The following is a 17,544-nucleotide window of genomic DNA, read 5'->3' as shown; positions in this document are numbered from 1 at the left end:
GATGAATATTATTCAAAAAGCAATGGAACAGGGAGGGGGGATATTAAGATTAGCACCCAATTGGGTGCCCCGATCTTTCTGTGTACCCGGTAGGCGTATTAAATTACATCCGGACGATTACTACATATTGGGTGGCGAACGAGGGGGTATTGACGAACGCTGGCTCTCATCCACGACACCCGCTAAAAATGGCCCATTAACAGGCGAGCACGAGGGCTTAAGCTTTATTGTGTATGAAGAGGGTTCTACCGTGCAAAAGGCCCTGCTCCGTGATGCTGTTGAACTACTCAAAGGCGAATTAATCGGTCAACGTCTATGGGATGCTTACAAAAGCTGGCCGATGTATTCCAAATTTTTTGACAATATGGGCCCACTTCCACATCATATCCATCATAATGATGAGAAAGCAGCACTCATCGGTCAACAGGGCAAACCGGAAGCCTATTATTTTCCGCCACAGCTGAATAATCATGGGGGCGACTTCCCTTATACGTTTATGGGAATCGCGCCCGGTACAACGAAGGATCAAATAAAAACTTGTTTGATGAATTTTTCAAAAGGCGATAATAAGATTACCAATTTTTCACAAGCATTCCGCTTGGAGCCTGGTACGGGGTGGGACGTCCCACCCGGTTTGCTTCACGCACCGGGCAGTTTATGTACTTATGAGCCGCAGAAAGCTTCGGATGTCTTTGCGATGTACCAATCGCTCGTCAACGAGGCCGTTATACCCGAAGAGCTATTATGGAATGGTACGCCCAAAGAGCGTATCGGCGATTTTGACGAATTGCTGGATGTGATCGATTGGGAGTTGAACGTAGATCCCCATATGATGAAAAATCGCTTCATGCGTCCTGTGCCGGTAAAATCAATGGCGGAGATGAGAGAAATGGGTTATGAGGAAAAATGGATATGTTATAAGTCTGACGCCTTTAGCGCGAAGGAACTGACCATTCTGCCAGGCCAAACGGTGACGATATATGATGGCGCCGCCTACGGATTGATTATGATGCAAGGCCGTGGAAAGCTAGGTATTTGGGAGGTTGAAACTCCGGCGCTCATTCGGTACAACCAGCTTACTAATGATGAGTTTTTCGTATCGGAAAAGGCTGCAGTAAATGGTGTTACCATCAGCAATTATTCACGTGTTGATCCGATGGTCTTATTGAAACACTTCGGTCCTGCTAATCCTGATTTAGATAAAACCAACTTTTAGGCAAAATCCAAATTCATTGTAAAACAATCAAATTATGAAGAAGAACAATTTTCCCAAACTACATAATGCTACCTGGCCCGGTGTTGTTGGAAAAGGTGAAGGAGCTGAACCAATCATTTCGCTGGATACGCTGCTGGAACGGACGGCAACAGCGGTGGTGGATGGTGTTAAGTTCGACGGTATAGATTTGGGGCTTTTCGACGAGCATATTCGGATGGACGCTTCTGATGACGAAATCAAACAATTGGTGGATAAAGTAGGGACACTCGACCTGGTAATCGGCACCTTGGTAGCGCCGGTTTGGCACCCTTCGGGCGGAGCAGCAATGGGATATGCGGAGGAGAGAAGGCGCTTCGTGGATGTGGTACGCAGGGCCTGCCGTTTCGGTGAAAAACTGCGAAAATTAGGAATCAGGACGAATAATGTAATCCGCATTGATTCGGCTTCCAGTGTAAATGAGTGGCTAAAAAATCCAGTGGCAAATAGCAAACTGATAGCACAAACCTTTCGCGAGGCTTGTGATGTTGCCGAAGGTTTCGGAGAAAGGCTTGCGGCAGAGGGCGAAATATGTTGGGGAGGGATGCATAGCTGGCGGGTGATGTTAGATACCTTGGAACAGGTAAATAGGCCTAATATCGGTTTTCAGGCAGATATGGCGCATACACTTTTATACTTGCTAGGGTATAACAGTCCGGAAGATCGCATCTTGCCGACAGATTTTGAATGGAGCGATCGAGGAACCTTTCAGGCGGGCTTACGCGAACTGACTGAACAGTTAAGACCCTGGACAATTGATTTTCATGTGGCGCAGAACGATGGCACCGTTTTCGGATCCGGCTCGCACGATAAGACCGGACGCCATTGCCTAGCGAGTGATCCTAATGGAAAGCTTGATATCGCTACGGATGCCGGGTTTTGGTTAAGAGATAGTCATGGTGAATTAACAAAAGCTTTTAACCACATCTGTTGGGATGGCTGCATGTTTCCCAATACGGTTATGGAAAAACAAGATACTTGGGATGATATCTTAAGGGCTATGGTTCAGGTAAGGGAGCGACATGGCTGGTACGCAGCTGAATAAGGTGTTTACTAAACATAGAAAGATCATGACGAAAGAAATTAGAATAGGTTTGGTTGGATGCGGTTTTATGGGAAGAACGCATACAAATGGCTACAAGAGAGTGGGCGATTTTTTCCCCGAACTTAGTTACCGGCCAATTTTAAAAGCTGTTTGTGCAAGAAATAAAGAAAAAGTAGCCGCTTTTGCCCAACAATGGGGGTATGAGTCTTACGAAACGGATTGGAATAGGTTAATAGCCCGCGATGATATTGACGCGATTGATATCTGTACGCCCAATAATATGCACGCCGAAATAGCAATTGCCGCGGCTAAAGCAGGGAAAATGATTTTATGTGAAAAGCCATTGGCCCGAACGTTGCCAGAGGCAGCATCCATGGTTAAGGCCATTGAACAGGCAAGGGTAAAAAACACCGTGTGGTATAATTACCGCAGAATACCGGCTGTTACGCTGGCAAAAAAGATCGTTGATAGCGGCAAATTAGGTCGTATTTTTCATTATCGCGCTAATTTTCTGCAAGATTGGACGATTAATGAGCATCTTCCACAGGGAGGAAAAGCTTTCTGGCGTATGGATGCAAACGCCGCCGGCTCAGGAGTCACAGGCGATTTATTGGCACATTGCATCGATACGGCGATGTGGTTAAATGGTGCTATCAAGGATGTATCGGCTGTAACGGAAACTTTTGTTAAACAACGAATGCATGAGGAGACGGGACGGCTGCAGGATGTAAAAATTGATGATGCCTGTATTTTTCATTGCCATTTTGAAAATGGCTCTCTTGGACTTTTTGAGTCGACACGCTACGCCCGTGGTCATAAAGCATTGTACACCTTTGAGATTAATGGGGAGCACGGCTCATTAAAATGGGATCTGCATGACTTGAACCGATTGGATTACTTTAACCACCGGGATGAGTCGGAGCTAAGGGGATGGCGATCGATTCTCGTTACCGATGGCGATCAACCTTATATGGATAAATGGTGGGTTCCCGGCCTTTCAATAGGCTATGAGCATTCTTTTGTACATCAGGTAGCAGACTTTCTGCATAGTCTGGAGAGCGGACAAGCTTGTGCACCAAGCTTTCGGGATGCCTTAGAAACGCAAAAGGTCTGCGAAGCCGTCCTTCATTCTGCCTCGTCCGGCCAATGGCAGCAGACGGATGTGGTATGGGCAGCGGAAACACAATAATTGATCTGAAAATCTAAATAGATTATGGAAAAAATAATAAAGAAGCGCTTCGAGCGAGACTTAATCGCTTGTTTACTGCTTATACTGCCGTTCGGCGCTTGCAGTCAATCCACCAGCGAAAGCAACAATAGCCATCAGGCGTCGGCAGACGGCGAATACGTGCTTATGTTTGATGGTCAGACACTTAGGGGATGGGAAGGTGATACGAGCTATTGGCGGGTAGAAGACGGAAAAATAATAGGTGAACGTAAGGCCACTGACGAACCCTTGAAGCGGAATACCTTCTTGATATGGAAGGGAGGGCAACCCGCGGATTTCGACTTGACTTTGCAGTATAAAATTTCGGACGCCGGTAATAGTGGAATAAATTATCGGAGCGAACAGCTTGAGGATACGCCATTTGCCTTAAAGGGATATCAAGCCGATATAGATGGGAAAAATAACTATACCGGGCAACTTTATGAAGAGCGTAAACGGACCACACTCGCTTATCGTGGACAGGTCGTTGAAGTCCCGGATGCTAATGGTGGTGAAGTAAAGAACAATGCCTGGACAGGATTGATGGTAAAAGGCACCCTTGGTGAAGACGCGAAGCTTCGGGCAGCGATTAAAGCAAACGATTGGAATACCTGTCGGATCGTCGCAAAAGGAAATAGCTTGCAACATTATATCAATGGTGTTTTGATGAGTGAAGTGCTTGACAATGACGGTAAAAATCGCCGCGATGCAGGCTTCATCGGTGTTCAGATTCACGTTGGTCCGCCAATGAGGGTGGAATTTAGGGATATGAAATTGAAAATACTGCACTAAAACTATTGATTATGTGGTGGTTACAGATACTGAATATTATTTTCTTTTTGTCGTTCTTACTCTTTGCTTATTTCAATTTAAACGACAAAGACTCTTGGTTATGGGTTCCCATTTATGTGTTAGCAGCGGTGCTCTGCGGACTTGCCGTATTGAATAGGTACTTCCATATAGTCTATTTAGGGGCCATCGGATTTTACCTCGCCTACGCCTCTATTCTCTTTTTTGTGAAGGATGGGGTGCTGGATTGGTTTACCAAATATAAGCGGCAGAGCATCGTGGAAAGTATGCAGGCCACGAAACCCTACATTGAAAAAACGCGGGAATTTTTTGGGCTACTGATTATCAGTACCGCATTGGGATTGAATTATTATGTAAGTGCCTGATCTAGCAAGATATGAACGAAGAAACTAAAAGCCAGCTTAATGGGTTAGCTTATCGCATTGGGCAATTAAACTTTGAAATCAATGATTGGAAGTGGCTGGAGGAACAGCTTGGTAAGGTGAAGATGAGTTCCGATCATATTTATGGTACCTTTTCATCGCTGAGTAGAATATTACCGAAAAAGGCGGTTGAATTATTGGACGCGGATCGCGAAGCCTTGCAGTTGATCGCGCCGGGTTTTCAGATGCGTGCCTGGGATACGCATCGATTAGCGCGTATGTTACTACTGCTAAATTTAAGAGACTTGATGGAAGCTGATTATGTCCAGGTGTTAAATCATTTATTTGATTATGCCGATATATCCGAAATGGTTGCCTTATATAGTTCGCTGATCGTTTTGGAATACCCTGATCATTGGAAATCGGTCTGTGTGGAAGGAATTCGGATGAATATTGGACTTGTACATGAGGCTATTATGTATGACAACCCCTATCCCTTTTTCTATCTGGATAATGCCGCATGGAATCAACTCATCTTGAAAGCAATCTTTAATGACATGCAGTTAGCGTATATAGTCGGAATATATGCACGTATGAATGAACCGCTTATTTCGGCGCTTTTAGATTATGTAGCGGAACGTGAGGCGGCGGGTAGGACTGTAAGCCTCCCTGTGCGGGAATTGCTCAGTTTGAGCGAAAAGAACTATTCTTTTAACATGAATTAGTAGCGTAAAACTTATGTGTGGAAACCAATTGTTTATAAATGGGGAAGATGCTGTATCCCCTTTAAGTGTCGACTTGTTGGAAACGGTAAAAGAGATGAATTTCTTTGATCCGCATATCCATATGACATCCCGTACAACCGACGATTATCAGGCGATGGCGGATGCAGGTATTGTTGCCATTATTGAACCGGCCTTTTGGTTAGGTCAACCCCGAACCAGCGCGCATACCTTTAAGGATTACTATAGTAGTTTGATCGGATGGGAGCGATTCCGAGCGTCGCAATTTGGGATTAAACATTATTGTACGATTGGATTAAACGCCAAAGAGGCGAATAATACCGCTTTGGCGGCGCAAGTAATGGAATTATTGCCTTTGTTTTTACATAAAGAGGGGGTGGTGGGTATTGGCGAAATCGGTTTTGACGATCAAACAGCTGCGGAGGAGCATTATTACCGCCTGCAACTGGAACTGGCGAAAAAGGCAAGGTTACCGGTGCAGGTTCATACACCTCACCGCGATAAAAAACGAGGTACGCTTCGGAGTATGGAAATTGCTTTAGAGCATGGGTTGGCCCCTGATCAACTCATTATCGATCACAATAACGAGGAAACTGTTGAAGAGGTCCTGAGCAGGGGCTTTTGGGCAGCTTTTACGATTTACCCTTTTACGAAGATGGGCAACGAGCGCATGGTAGAATTGGTGAAAAGATATGGAGCAGCGCGTATCATGATTAATTCGGCCGCGGATTGGGGGATTAGTGACCCCCTAGCGGTTCCAAAAACCGCGGCGCTCATGAAAGCGAAAGGAATCAGTGATGAAGAAATTCGCCTGGTAACTTATCAAAATGCCATAACGGCTTTCGCCCGGAGCGGTCAACTTGATCCGCAGGATTTCGTCGTGAAAGCAAAGGTAGACCAACGCGAAAAGTTTGCGGGTAATAGTGTGCTCCGCGGAGGGCAGCAACCACGGATAGACAAGTCATCGATCATCATTAGCTGATATGGGAAAAATAAAATACTACCTACGGTTGTTGCGACCGGCAAACATTTTAACCGCTATAAGTGATGTACTGGCCGGGATAGCTTTGTCGACAGCCTCCAGCGATGCCGTCGGCATTGGCGAGACGGATATCCTGTGGCTCTGCATGGCAACGATCGGCTTGTATGGTGGTGGAATTGTTTTCAATGATGTTTTTGATGCGGCAATCGATCGATTCGAACGTTCCGAAAGACCTATACCCAGCGGAAAGGTCTCTGTTAGACAGGCTGCGCTGTTTGGAAGTCTTTTCTTTGTATTCGGACTTTTAGCTGCTTGTACGGTCAATATTGCAGCGGGTACGATTGCGGGCTTCATTGTATGCGCAGCACTTCTTTATAATAAATGGGCAAAACATCACCGGCTGTTTGGCCCACTGGTGATGGGACTTTGCCGAGGGGCTAATCTTTTGCTGGGAATAGCGATTGCTTCCCACAACCTGTTAGCTATGGGATACATATCGCTCGTGCCCATCGTTTATATTGCCGCAATCACCTTGATTAGTAGCGGGGAAGTTCATGGAGGTCGGAAATCCAACGCTATGATAGCCACCGGTGCATATACGCTCGTGATTGCGGCTATTGGCTTATTTGCATATATCCATCATTCCTTTGCTTATACCCTATCCTGTTTGGTTGTGTTGGTGATCGTCATCTATCCTCCCTTGTTTCGAGCCATGCTAGATGCCGATGCAGGAAACGTTGGTAAAGCGGTAAAAGCGGGTATCATCGGCTTGATCGTCGTGAACGCCGCTTGGGCAATGGCTAGCAGTGCCTTCGTCTTAACCGGAATCATCTTGTTACTATTGCCCCTTTCGATTTGCATTGCGCGATTTTTCGCGGTTACTTAAACAAAACTATCGCATGAAACACATTTTAAAGCAGCATTTGACAGTGACCTTTCAGTACGAGGTATACTTTAGTGAAAATATCTTTTCAATCGATAATTCTTTATTTAGGGATGCGCTAGCGCCTTACCTAAAGCCTGGTTTGGTTCGTCAATTACTTTTTGTAATAGACGAGGAGCTGAGCCTTGCTCATCCGGGCCTCCTCGAGCAAATCGATGTGTACTTTCAGCGGCAGGTACATTTAGCGCTTGTGAAAGAAAAAATAATCCTCCCGGGTGGCGAGGTGGTGAAGAATAGTCCGTATTACTTTAATCAAATTGTTGAAGCTATCCATCGGCATAAAGTCGATCGCCATTCATTTGTGGTTGCTATTGGTGGCGGAAGTGTATTGGATGTGGCCGGTTATGCCGCGGCTGTTTCGCACCGAGGGATCAAACACATCCGCATACCCACCACCGTGCTGTCTCAAGACGATTCAGGGGTCGGCATAAAGAATGGAATCAATTTTTTCGGTAAGAAAAACTTCCTCGGAACCTTTGCACCACCGATTGCTGTTTTTAATGACTATCAATTATTAGAAACATTGAGCGATCGGCATTGGGTTGCCGGGATTGCTGAAGCGATTAAAGTAGCGCTTATCAAAGATGCAACTTTCTTTGAATGGCTGCGTGATCAGGTGGATGGTATTCTAAAGCGAAATGCTGATACCATGAAATATTTGATCTGGAGAAGTGCGCAATTACATATGGACCACATCGCGAGTGGCGATCCTTTTGAACTGGGATCTTCACGTCCCCTAGACTTTGGGCACTGGAGTGCGCATAAAATAGAACAGCTGAGTGACTTTCAAATATTGCATGGCGAAGCTGTTGCCATTGGTATTGCACTGGATACAACGTATTCTTTTTTACAGGGATATTTAAATGAATGTGATTACAAGGAAATACTGCGTGTACTGCAAGCTTATGAATTACCTATTTTCCATCAACTATTAAAAGATGAAAGGGTCATATCCGATTTACTCGACGGTTTGGAAGAGTTTAGAGAACATTTAGGAGGTAAACTGACCATTATGCTGCTACGTGCGGTGGGTGTAGGTCTGGAGGTACATGAAATGGATCACGATCGGATTAGGGAAGCGCTTGCACGTTTAAAGAAGTTAGATGAAGCTCAACAACAAAGGAAATTGGTTTCGCTTCCAGATTAAATTTGAAATTATGTATACAGCAAATGGACATTTAACTTATTGTACGAATATACATGCCGGCGAAAGTTGGTCGGCACACTTTAAAGTGTTACAGACATTTCTTCCGGCGATTAAAGAGCAAGTAGCTCCGCTACAACGGATGGGGATAGGGCTCCGCGTTTCGGAAGAGGCCAGTCGAACATTGATTCAGCCAGCGGAGCTGGCAGCCTTTAAAGACTGGCTAAAGCAAGAACAGCTTTACGTATTTACTATGAATGGGTTCCCCTACGGTGCTTTCCACCAAACCAGCGTGAAAGACTTGGTACACCAACCGGATTGGACTACCAATGAACGTTTAAGTTATACAAAACGACTCTTTGATATCTTGGCTGTGTTGTTGCCGGAAGGAATGCATGGGAGCATATCAACCTCTCCATTAAGCTATAGGCATTGGGAACCGCACAATTGTCAGGAAAGGCGAAACGTAGCGACCCAAAACATCGTCGCTGTGGCGATCTATCTCCGACAGATTGAGCAGGAAAAAGGTATACACTTGCATTTGGATATCGAACCCGAACCGGATGGCCTTTTGGAAAATGGAGACGAGTTTTTGGATTGGTATATAAACGACTTAATCCCTACCGGTAGCCGCTTGCTTTCCGCTGCTCATCATCTATCTGATGTGGAAGCAGCAGGGATACTGAAGCGTTACATTCAGCTATGTTACGATGTCTGCCACTTCGCTGTGGGTTATGAACAACACGAGGAGATAATAGAAGCCATTAGAAGTGAAGGCATACAAATTGGGAAAATACAGGCCAGCGCGGCCATTAAAGCCTCCATGTCACCCCTAACGGGAGATAGGAACCAGCTAAAGGAAGTGTTTAATGCATTTAATGAAGATACCTACCTCCATCAGGTGATTGCAAAAACCACCGGGAACGGTTTGATCCGATATCGTGATTTACCCGATGCACTCTTGGATGTGGACAACCCTGATGTGGAAGAGTGGCGGGCGCACTTTCACGTACCTTTGTTTATAGATAATTATGGAAATATTGCTTCTACACAAAACGATGTGCGGCAAATTTTAAGTTTGCAGCGATCAGCAAAATTGAGCGATTATATTGAGGTCGAAACCTATACCTGGGAAGTCTTACCGCAAGCATTGAAAATGCCTTTGGTAAGCTCGGTAGCTAGGGAGATTAACTGGGTCAAGGATCAAATTATTTAATGGAGATGTTACATAAGACCGTTGTACTGGATGTGGTTGGCTTATCAAGTTCGCTGATAGGGGAGCACACCCCGTTTTTACAAGCTTATGCCGCGGAACATGGATTGCAACGTATTGCGCCGATGTTGCCGGCGGTAACAACGTCGGTGCAATCCACCTATCTAACAGGCAAGTGGCCCAAGGAACATGGGATTGTAGGAAACGGCTGGTATGATCGGATCGATTGTGAAGTAAAATTTTGGAAACAATCGAATAAATTGGTGTTAAGCGACAAGATTTGGGAAAAAGCGAAGGAGCTAGATCCTGACTTTACATGCGCGCAATTGTTCGGTTGGTATAATATGTACTCGCAGGCAGACTACTCGGTTACGCCTCGACCAAATTATCTGGCCGATGGACGGAAAATTCCCGATTGTTATAGTCGGCCTGCCGAGCTGAGAGATTATTTACAACATCGGCTAGGGCAATTTCCTTTGTTTCAATTTTGGGGTCCCGGTGCAAATATTAAGTCAACCCAATGGATAGCCGACGCCGCCATGCTTACGGATAAACGTTTTGATCCGACTTTAAGCTTTATATACTTGCCGCATTTGGATTACGGTTTACAAAAATATGGCCCTCATGCCTCCGAAATAAGGCAGAGTCTAATGGAAATTGATCGCGTTGTGCAACAGCTGGTCCATTATTATCAGGAACAACAGGCGCGAATTATTATTTTATCGGAGTACGGAATTTGTCCCGTTAATCGGCCAATCCATGTGAATCGATTATTGCGGAAGGAGGGTTTGTTGCAAGTTAGGGTAGAACGCGGTTTGGAACTGCTCGATCCCGGGGCTTCGGCGGCATTTGCTGTAGCTGATCATCAAGTTGCTCATATTTATGTACAGGATAAGCGTAAAATTCCGATGATCCAACAATTGTTAGCGCAACTTGAAGGGGTGAAATTAATACTGGATCGGGATGCGCAACAGGCTTATCATATACAGCATGAGCGGTCGGGCGACCTCTTGCTAATGGCGGATGCACAGAGTTGGTTTACTTATTATTTTTGGTTAGATGATAAAAAGGCACCGGATTATGCCCGCGCTGTAGATATTCATAAAAAACCCGGCTATGATCCGGTGGAGCTCTTTATGACATCTAAAGGACGAGCTTTTTATAAACTGCTGCGGAAAAAACTGGGTCTCCGCTATGTGATGGATGTGATCCCTTTAGACGCAACCCTTGTTAAAGGTTCGCATGGTAGCCTGGCAATCGATCCCGCTTATTATCCGGTAATCATGAGTGACGCCACGAAGCAAAATACGGGTGAATTGACCGCTATAGACGTTTATCGAGTTATGTGGGAGGCGTTGAGTAGGGAACTAGTTAGGTAGTTATGAGTTATGAGTGAATGATGAGTGATGAATGATGAACGATGAGTGATGAATGATCAACAGTGGGAAAATAGGTTTTTTTACTTTTTACTTTTGAATTTTTACTTTATCAAAATGAACGATGAATAAACCGATAGATCATAATCAACTCACCGACTTGTCAGTCGGCTTTGCTGCCTAAAGCTTATCGCTTATAGCCGCTAAGGCCTCGAGCTAGGGAAATAAGCTGATGGCTGAAAGCTGATATCCGAAAGCCTATAGCCTAATGCCTAAAGCTTACCGCTTATAGTTTACAGCTAATAGCTCCTATCAGGATAGAACAGGATGAAGAAATACATAATAAAAGCTATATTGGCTAAGAAATTACCGATTATTACCTAATCAAAAACATGAATTATTGGCGTTTCCTATTTTTTCGAACAATTATCTTACTATGGACGTGTTTTCTGTGCTGGAAATGCGCCCCCGATGATACCGATCAATCATTTGCTGCTTTAGAAGAAGCTTTTCAACAACCGCCCGACTCCATCCAAACAAGCGTCTATTGGTATTGGATTTCGGATCATATTTCCAAAGAAGGGGTTGTTAAAGATTTGGAAGCGATGAAAGCTGTTGGTATTAATCGCGCATTTATCGGCAATATCGGTTTAGAAGATGTGCCTTACGGAAAGGTCAAACTTTTTTCGGATGGGTGGTGGGAAATTACGCATGCAGCTTTAAAAAGAGCGGGTGAGCTAGGCATCGAAATCGGTTTATTCAACAGTCCCGGCTGGAGCCAATCGGGCGGGCCTTGGGTTAAAGCCGCCCAAGCGATGCGCTACTTAGGGGCAACCGAAACGTTGGTGAGGGGCGGCAAGCAAGTTGCCGTTAAACTGCCGAAGCTGGGTGAAAACTTTCAAGATGTGCGCGTCCTCGCATTTCCCGCAAGTGCAGAATACGGACAATCAATTGCGGATGCTGGCCCTGAGATTTTGGCACAACCTAGCTTAAAGAATCTCCCCTTACTGATCGATCAGGACACACAGACCCATGTGAAGCTGCCTGCCGGCTTAGCAACAGCAATTACTTTTACGACGGATAAGGATTATAGTGCCAGAAGCCTAACCATTACGCCTGCGACGCAAGCGATGACGCTTCATGCCCGCTTGCAAGTTGCGGTCGATACCGGTTACCGGGAAATCAAATCATTTAAGATCGATCGTAGCAATAGCCGGCTCAATGTCGGTTTCGAACCGTACGCTCCTGTATCGGTATCTTTTGCAGCTGTTCGCGCCAAGAAGTTTCGCCTAGTCTTTACGGAAGTTTCGGAAAATGCCGCCTTGGCCGAAATAATACTGAGTCCTTTACCGCGTGTAGCGCGCTTTAAGGAGAAAGTTTTGGCGAAGATGCATCCGACTCCGCTTCCTTATTGGCATGATTATCTGTGGGAGACACAAGATCCTGTCGACGATGCGGTACAGTTGACAAAGCCAACCACTGTGTTGGATATTACGGATAAAATGGACGCTGACGGTGCCTTGATTTGGAATGCACCGAAGGGCGACTGGATTGTTTTACGAACCGGCATGGTACCAACAGGTGTCAAGAACGGTCCTGCTTCACCGGAAGGAACCGGATTAGAGATCGATAAAATGAATCACCTCCATGTCGTTCAGCATTTTGATGCTTTCCTGGGCGAAGTTATGCGACGGATTCCGGCAGCCGATCGGAAAACGTTCAAGGTGGCTGTTCAGGATAGCTATGAAATGGGCGGTCAAAATTGGACAGATAATCTCATAGAGAAGTTTAAAAAGCAATACGGTTATGATCCTGTACCCTATGTCCCCGCGATGTATGGGTATGTTATCGGCAGTCAGGATGAATCCGATCGCTTTTTGTGGGATTTGAGACGATTTATTGCCGATAAGGTAGCCTATGAGTATGTGGGCGGATTGCGTGATATTAGCCATAAACACGGACTAAGTATTTGGTTGGAGAACTACGGGCACTGGGGCTTTCCCGGTGAGTTTCTACAATATGGCGGACAATCGGATGAGGTGGGTGGTGAGTTTTGGAGCGAGGGTGATCTGGGGAATATCGAAAACAGGGCAGCTTCTTCCGCGGCACACATCTATGGGAAAAATAAGGTGTCGGCCGAATCCTTCACGGCTGCGGGAAACACCTATGGTCGATATCCTGCATTGATGAAACAACGGGGTGACCGCTTCTTTACTGAAGGGATCAATAATTCCCTGCTGCATGTTTATATTCATCAACCCTATGAAGATAAAAAGCCGGGCATGAACGCTTGGTTCGGAAACGAGTTTAACCGTTTCAATACATGGTATGCGGATATGGATTTATTTGTCGATTACCTGAAACGCTGCAATTTTATGTTGCAGCAGGGGAAATACGTGGCCGATGTGGCTTATTTTATCGGCGAAGACGCGCCTAAGATGACGGGGGTGCAGAATCCTGCCTTGCCAAAGGGTTATTCCTTTGATTATATCAATGGCGAGGTCATTCGGGATCGACTGAAGGTGAAGGATGGGCGCTTTGTTTTACCTGATGGGCTGTCTTATCGTATATTGGTGCTACCGAAGTTGGAAACCATGCGTCCGGAGCTGCTCGAAAAAATGGAAGAACTGGTGAGGGATGGTGGTGTGATATTAGGGCCGAAACCAAAGCGATCGCCCAGTTTGCAGCATTTTGGGGAAGCGGACAAGAAGGTAAAGGACTTGGCTGACAAACTGTGGGGAAATATCGATGCTAAACAAATAAAAACGCATGCTTATGGAAAGGGCTTGGTAATGGATGGTATGGGCCTGCAAGCGGCATTGGATAGCTTGCAAATATTACCGGATGTTAAATTAGCGGATCGGGACACGGTCTTATTTATTCATCGCCGATTGGATGGAGGCGACATCTATTTTGTATCGAACCAAACGGATCAAGCGATCCGTATAACACCTGAATTTCGTGTTAGCGACAAGGTTCCGGCGTTATGGAATGCGATCGATGGTAGCCGACGGGAATTGCCGGAATTTAGTCAAACTGAACAGACTACAACAGTACCGCTGTTGCTCGAAGCCTATGAGAGTGCCTTTATTGTATTCCGGAAGGCCAACAAGCTCGATGAGAAGAAAAATCGGTTGAACTTTCCGTCTCCTACAAAAACGGAGATCATCCGGCAACCATGGACGGTGATATTCGATCAAACAGCCCAGGGGCCGGATAAACCGGTAGTCTTTGATAGCTTGAGCGATTGGTCGAAGCATTCGGATGAGCGGATACGCTATTACTCGGGAGCTGCGAACTATCAAACGACCATTCAACTGCAGAAACCTAAGGAAGGGCAACGGGTATACCTTAATATGGGGTCCGTTATTGCCTTAGCAAAAGTCCGGATAAACGGTAAAGATGCAGGTGGTGCTTGGACTCCACCTTATAAATAGACATCACATCTGCTGTCCAAGAAGGGGAAAATCAGCTAGAGATCAAAGTTGTCAATACTTGGGTAAACCGGCTGATTGGTGATCTGGGTATCCCACAAGATAAGCGTACCACCTGGCTGCCGATCAATCCTTATCGAAGGGATAGTCCGCTACATCCGGCGGGCTTGCTCGGGCCCGTGACGATTGAGACCTATGCGTATTGAAGTTGATAGAAAAAAATACTCCCATGAAGAAGAAAATCCTCCTTTCACTAGTGTTCTACTGCCTGGCAGTACCCATTTCCTTTGCGCAAAAAGCAAGTATCATACCTGTCAATCTCCGGTTTGAATACTTAGAAAACCCGATGGGGATAGATGAACAATTTCCACGCTTTAGTTGGACTTTGGAAGCGAGGGATAAAAAGGCTTTTGGACAAAAGCAGGGAGCGTATCGGATCTTGGTCGCCTCGAAAGCAAGTCTGCTGGATAGGGGGGAGGCCGATATGTGGGACTCCAAATGGGTCAATTCAGACGCGATGCAGCAGGTTGTCTACCAAGGAAAGCCCTTACTGTCCGACCGAACCTATTATTGGAAAGTTGCCGTAAAGGATGAAGACGGGAAGCCGTCGCCTTGGAGCAAGTCGGCGCAATGGACTACCGGCTTGTTTGAACCAGGTGAATGGCAGGCGGAATGGATTGGCACGGATCAGCTTTTCGATCCCAAACAGAAGGACTGCAATATTATTGATCCTTGGTTGCGTAAAACATTTGAGTTACCGCGACGTCCGGGCCGCGCATCACTTTTTGTCGCCTCCGTTGGCTTCCATGAAGTGTATGTGAATGGTAAACGGATAGGCGAGGATGTGCTGGCTCCGGCAGTAAGCGACCATACCAAGCGTGCACGTTACGTAAGCTACGATATTACACCTGCTCTAAAGAAAGGAAAAAATGTGGTTGCAATTTGGTTAGGAACGTCTTGGTCCATCCACGGTCCTTACGTTTCAGACCATCGGCCCAACACCCCTATCGTGCTGGCGCAGGCTGCCATTTATGCAGAGAAGGAACCGCAGGCTGATGCGAAGCCCATATTTTCACTAGCTACCGATGTTAGTTGGAAAACCCATCCAAGCCCTAATAAACTGCTCGGTATTTGGGATTCCAATCGAATGGGCGGTGAATTATGGAATGCCAATCAGGAAATGCCGGAATGGAACCGGCTTGATGGTGATGATTCGGCTTGGAAAAATGTGGTGGTTTATAAACCGGAGTTGAAATTGTCGGCACAGCAGGTAGAAAAAAATTACCTGTTCGACGAAATTCGGCCGGTTAGTATAGAAGAAAGGGCGGCCGGTTCGTTTCGCGTAGATATGGGTGTTAATTTTGCGGGCTGGACCGAAGTACCGATAAAAGGAAATCCGGGAGATACTATTCAATTTCTCTATTCGGAAAGAGAACAAGACGACATGACTTTCGGTTTACATAGCGCCTATATCATAGGTGCAACGGGTAAGGGCGTTTTTCGGAATCGGTTCAACTATAGTTCGGGTCGGTGGATTACTATTAAAGGTTTAAAGGAAAAACCAAAACTATCAGCTATTCACGGCTGGGTGGTGCGCACCGGTATTCAATCCGCAACGCAATTTGCGTGCTCCGATTCGTTGCAGCAATGGATTTATGATAAGGTGCGGTGGACTTTTGAAAACCTTTCGTTGGGTGGATATATTGTCGATTGTCCGCAACGGGAGCGCCTCGGTTATGGGGGGGATGCTCATGCAACCTGCGAAACGGGTATGCTTAATTATCATATGGGTGCTTTTTACACCAAATGGATGGAAGATTGGCGTGATGTAAGTGGAACGGAGAGCATCGTCGGTAATATGTATGATAGCACCTTTGCCCGTAAGAAACTGATGGGTGGCCGAATCCTTAACAATGGTATCCTGCCACATACTGCTCCGACCTATATGGGGGGTGGTGGGCCTGCATGGGGCGGGATTGTGGTGACCTTACCTTGGGCAATGTATCAACAGCAGGGCGACAAGCGGATACTGGAAAAGAATTTTGAATTGATAAAAAATTGGCTGGCTTTTCTGGATTCAAATACGAAAGAGGGCCTCTTGCAGCGATTTGGCGGGCATTGGGATTTTCTGGGCGACTGGCTTTGGCCGGGAGCTACTGCTGAAGGAATGAATAATGATAAGCCCGAAACGCTCTGTCTTAATAATTGCTACCGGGTGTACAATTTAAGGACAGCCGCAAAAATTGCACATGCACTTGGCAAAGAGAAGGAAGCTAACCAATGGGAGGAACAGGCGAATGTCTATAGTAAAGTTATTCACGATCGTTTTTTTAACAAGACGGACAACAGCTATGCCGATAGCTCCATGGCGAATCTGGCCGCAGCACTCTTAGCGGATATTATGCCTAAAGATTTGCGTTCTCAGGTGATGGAAAGACTGGAACAAGAAATTCTGCTTAACAGGAACGGTCATATTTATGTGGGTATCACCGGTGGTGCGCTGTTGTTTAAATTGCTCCGTGAAAATAACAGAAACGATTTGATTTATAGCATGACTTCCCAAACGGATTATCCGAGCTGGGGCTACATGAAAGCGAATGGCGCAAGCACCATTTGGGAGATGTGGGAGAAAGATCTACCCGGGCATTCGCTCTTACATAGCTCGTACCTCTATCCGGGAGCGTGGTATATAGATGGTATTGCTGGCATCAAACTGGATCCAAAGCGGCCTGGATATCAACATTTTGTTGTGAGTCCTCCCAGCGCCTTACCCGCGCTGCGATGGGCGGAAGCTTCATTCAACTCTCCTGCGGGCCTTATTGAAGTGAAATGGAAAAGGGAGGAGCGCTTAGCCCTGCAGGTTATTGTGCCACCCAATTGTAGTGCAACATTGCGATTGAAGCATGAAGATGATATTGATGTGGAACCCTACGGAAATTATATCAAAAAAATCGGTCAGCAGGGCGGTGAAGTGATTTATGAACTGCAGGCCGGTACGTATTCTTTTTAGCGGATTGATCACCTTTTAATAAT

Annotated in this window: 13 protein-coding genes; all 13 read left to right on the top strand. The window is 45.9% G+C overall.

The window, feature by feature from the left end; translation table 11 throughout:
• Position 1 precedes the first annotated feature (1 nt).
• The 13 genes from QT327_RS07890 to QT327_RS07830 all read left to right on the top strand — a co-directional run bounded on the left by QT327_RS07890 (position 2) and on the right by QT327_RS07830 (position 17,521).
• Complete coding sequence (locus QT327_RS07890; protein WP_130858161.1) at positions 2–1,216, top strand: cupin domain-containing protein; 1,215 nt, start codon at positions 2–4, stop codon at positions 1,214–1,216.
• Positions 1,217–1,250: 34 nt separating this feature from the next.
• Positions 1,251–2,297 (top strand): TIM barrel protein, encoded by a 1,047-nt coding sequence (locus tag QT327_RS07885; RefSeq protein ID WP_130858160.1) that lies wholly within the window; start codon positions 1,251–1,253, stop codon positions 2,295–2,297.
• 25 nt (positions 2,298–2,322) lie between these two features.
• Positions 2,323–3,486: a Gfo/Idh/MocA family protein gene (locus tag QT327_RS07880; RefSeq protein WP_130858159.1), complete on the top strand. Its 1,164-nt coding sequence runs from the start codon at positions 2,323–2,325 to the stop codon at positions 3,484–3,486.
• A 24-nt stretch (positions 3,487–3,510) separates the two neighbouring features.
• Positions 3,511–4,296 (top strand): 3-keto-disaccharide hydrolase, encoded by a 786-nt coding sequence (locus tag QT327_RS07875; protein ID WP_130858158.1) that lies wholly within the window; start codon positions 3,511–3,513, stop codon positions 4,294–4,296.
• A gap of 11 nt (positions 4,297–4,307) precedes the next feature.
• Complete coding sequence (locus QT327_RS07870) at positions 4,308–4,679, top strand: transmembrane 220 family protein (RefSeq protein WP_013663763.1); 372 nt, start codon at positions 4,308–4,310, stop codon at positions 4,677–4,679.
• 11 nt (positions 4,680–4,690) lie between these two features.
• Complete coding sequence (locus tag QT327_RS07865; RefSeq protein WP_130858157.1) at positions 4,691–5,401, top strand: EboA domain-containing protein; 711 nt, start codon at positions 4,691–4,693, stop codon at positions 5,399–5,401.
• 13 nt (positions 5,402–5,414) lie between these two features.
• Positions 5,415–6,401 carry a TatD family hydrolase gene (locus tag QT327_RS07860; RefSeq protein WP_130858156.1) on the top strand — a complete coding sequence of 329 codons (987 nt, stop codon included), beginning with the start codon at positions 5,415–5,417 and terminating at the stop codon, positions 6,399–6,401.
• Position 6,402: 1 nt separating this feature from the next.
• Positions 6,403–7,287: a UbiA-like protein EboC gene (gene eboC / locus QT327_RS07855; protein WP_130858155.1), complete on the top strand. Its 885-nt coding sequence runs from the start codon at positions 6,403–6,405 to the stop codon at positions 7,285–7,287.
• 13 nt (positions 7,288–7,300) lie between these two features.
• Complete coding sequence (locus QT327_RS07850) at positions 7,301–8,491, top strand: 3-dehydroquinate synthase (RefSeq protein WP_149106275.1); 1,191 nt, start codon at positions 7,301–7,303, stop codon at positions 8,489–8,491.
• Between the two features lie 10 nt (positions 8,492–8,501).
• Positions 8,502–9,704 carry a metabolite traffic protein EboE gene (gene eboE / locus QT327_RS07845; protein WP_165447068.1) on the top strand — a complete coding sequence of 401 codons (1,203 nt, stop codon included), beginning with the start codon at positions 8,502–8,504 and terminating at the stop codon, positions 9,702–9,704.
• Positions 9,705–9,709: 5 nt separating this feature from the next.
• On the top strand, positions 9,710–11,080 hold the full coding sequence (locus tag QT327_RS07840) for an alkaline phosphatase family protein (RefSeq protein WP_289552557.1): 1,371 nt from the start codon (positions 9,710–9,712) through the stop codon (positions 11,078–11,080).
• Positions 11,081–11,469: 389 nt separating this feature from the next.
• A complete protein-coding gene (locus tag QT327_RS07835) occupies positions 11,470–14,514 on the top strand; it encodes a glycosyl hydrolase (RefSeq protein ID WP_289552556.1) in 3,045 nt (1,014 codons plus the stop codon).
• 226 nt (positions 14,515–14,740) lie between these two features.
• On the top strand, positions 14,741–17,521 hold the full coding sequence (locus tag QT327_RS07830) for a family 78 glycoside hydrolase catalytic domain (RefSeq protein ID WP_289552555.1): 2,781 nt from the start codon (positions 14,741–14,743) through the stop codon (positions 17,519–17,521).
• The last annotated feature ends 23 nt before the right edge of the window (positions 17,522–17,544 follow it).

This window comes from Olivibacter sp. 47 (genome assembly GCF_030372825.1).
In the GTDB taxonomy this organism is placed as follows: domain Bacteria; phylum Bacteroidota; class Bacteroidia; order Sphingobacteriales; family Sphingobacteriaceae; genus Olivibacter; species Olivibacter oleidegradans.
Note: the sequence above shows the minus strand (reverse complement) of the source record. Positions and strands in the feature narration are given on the sequence as shown.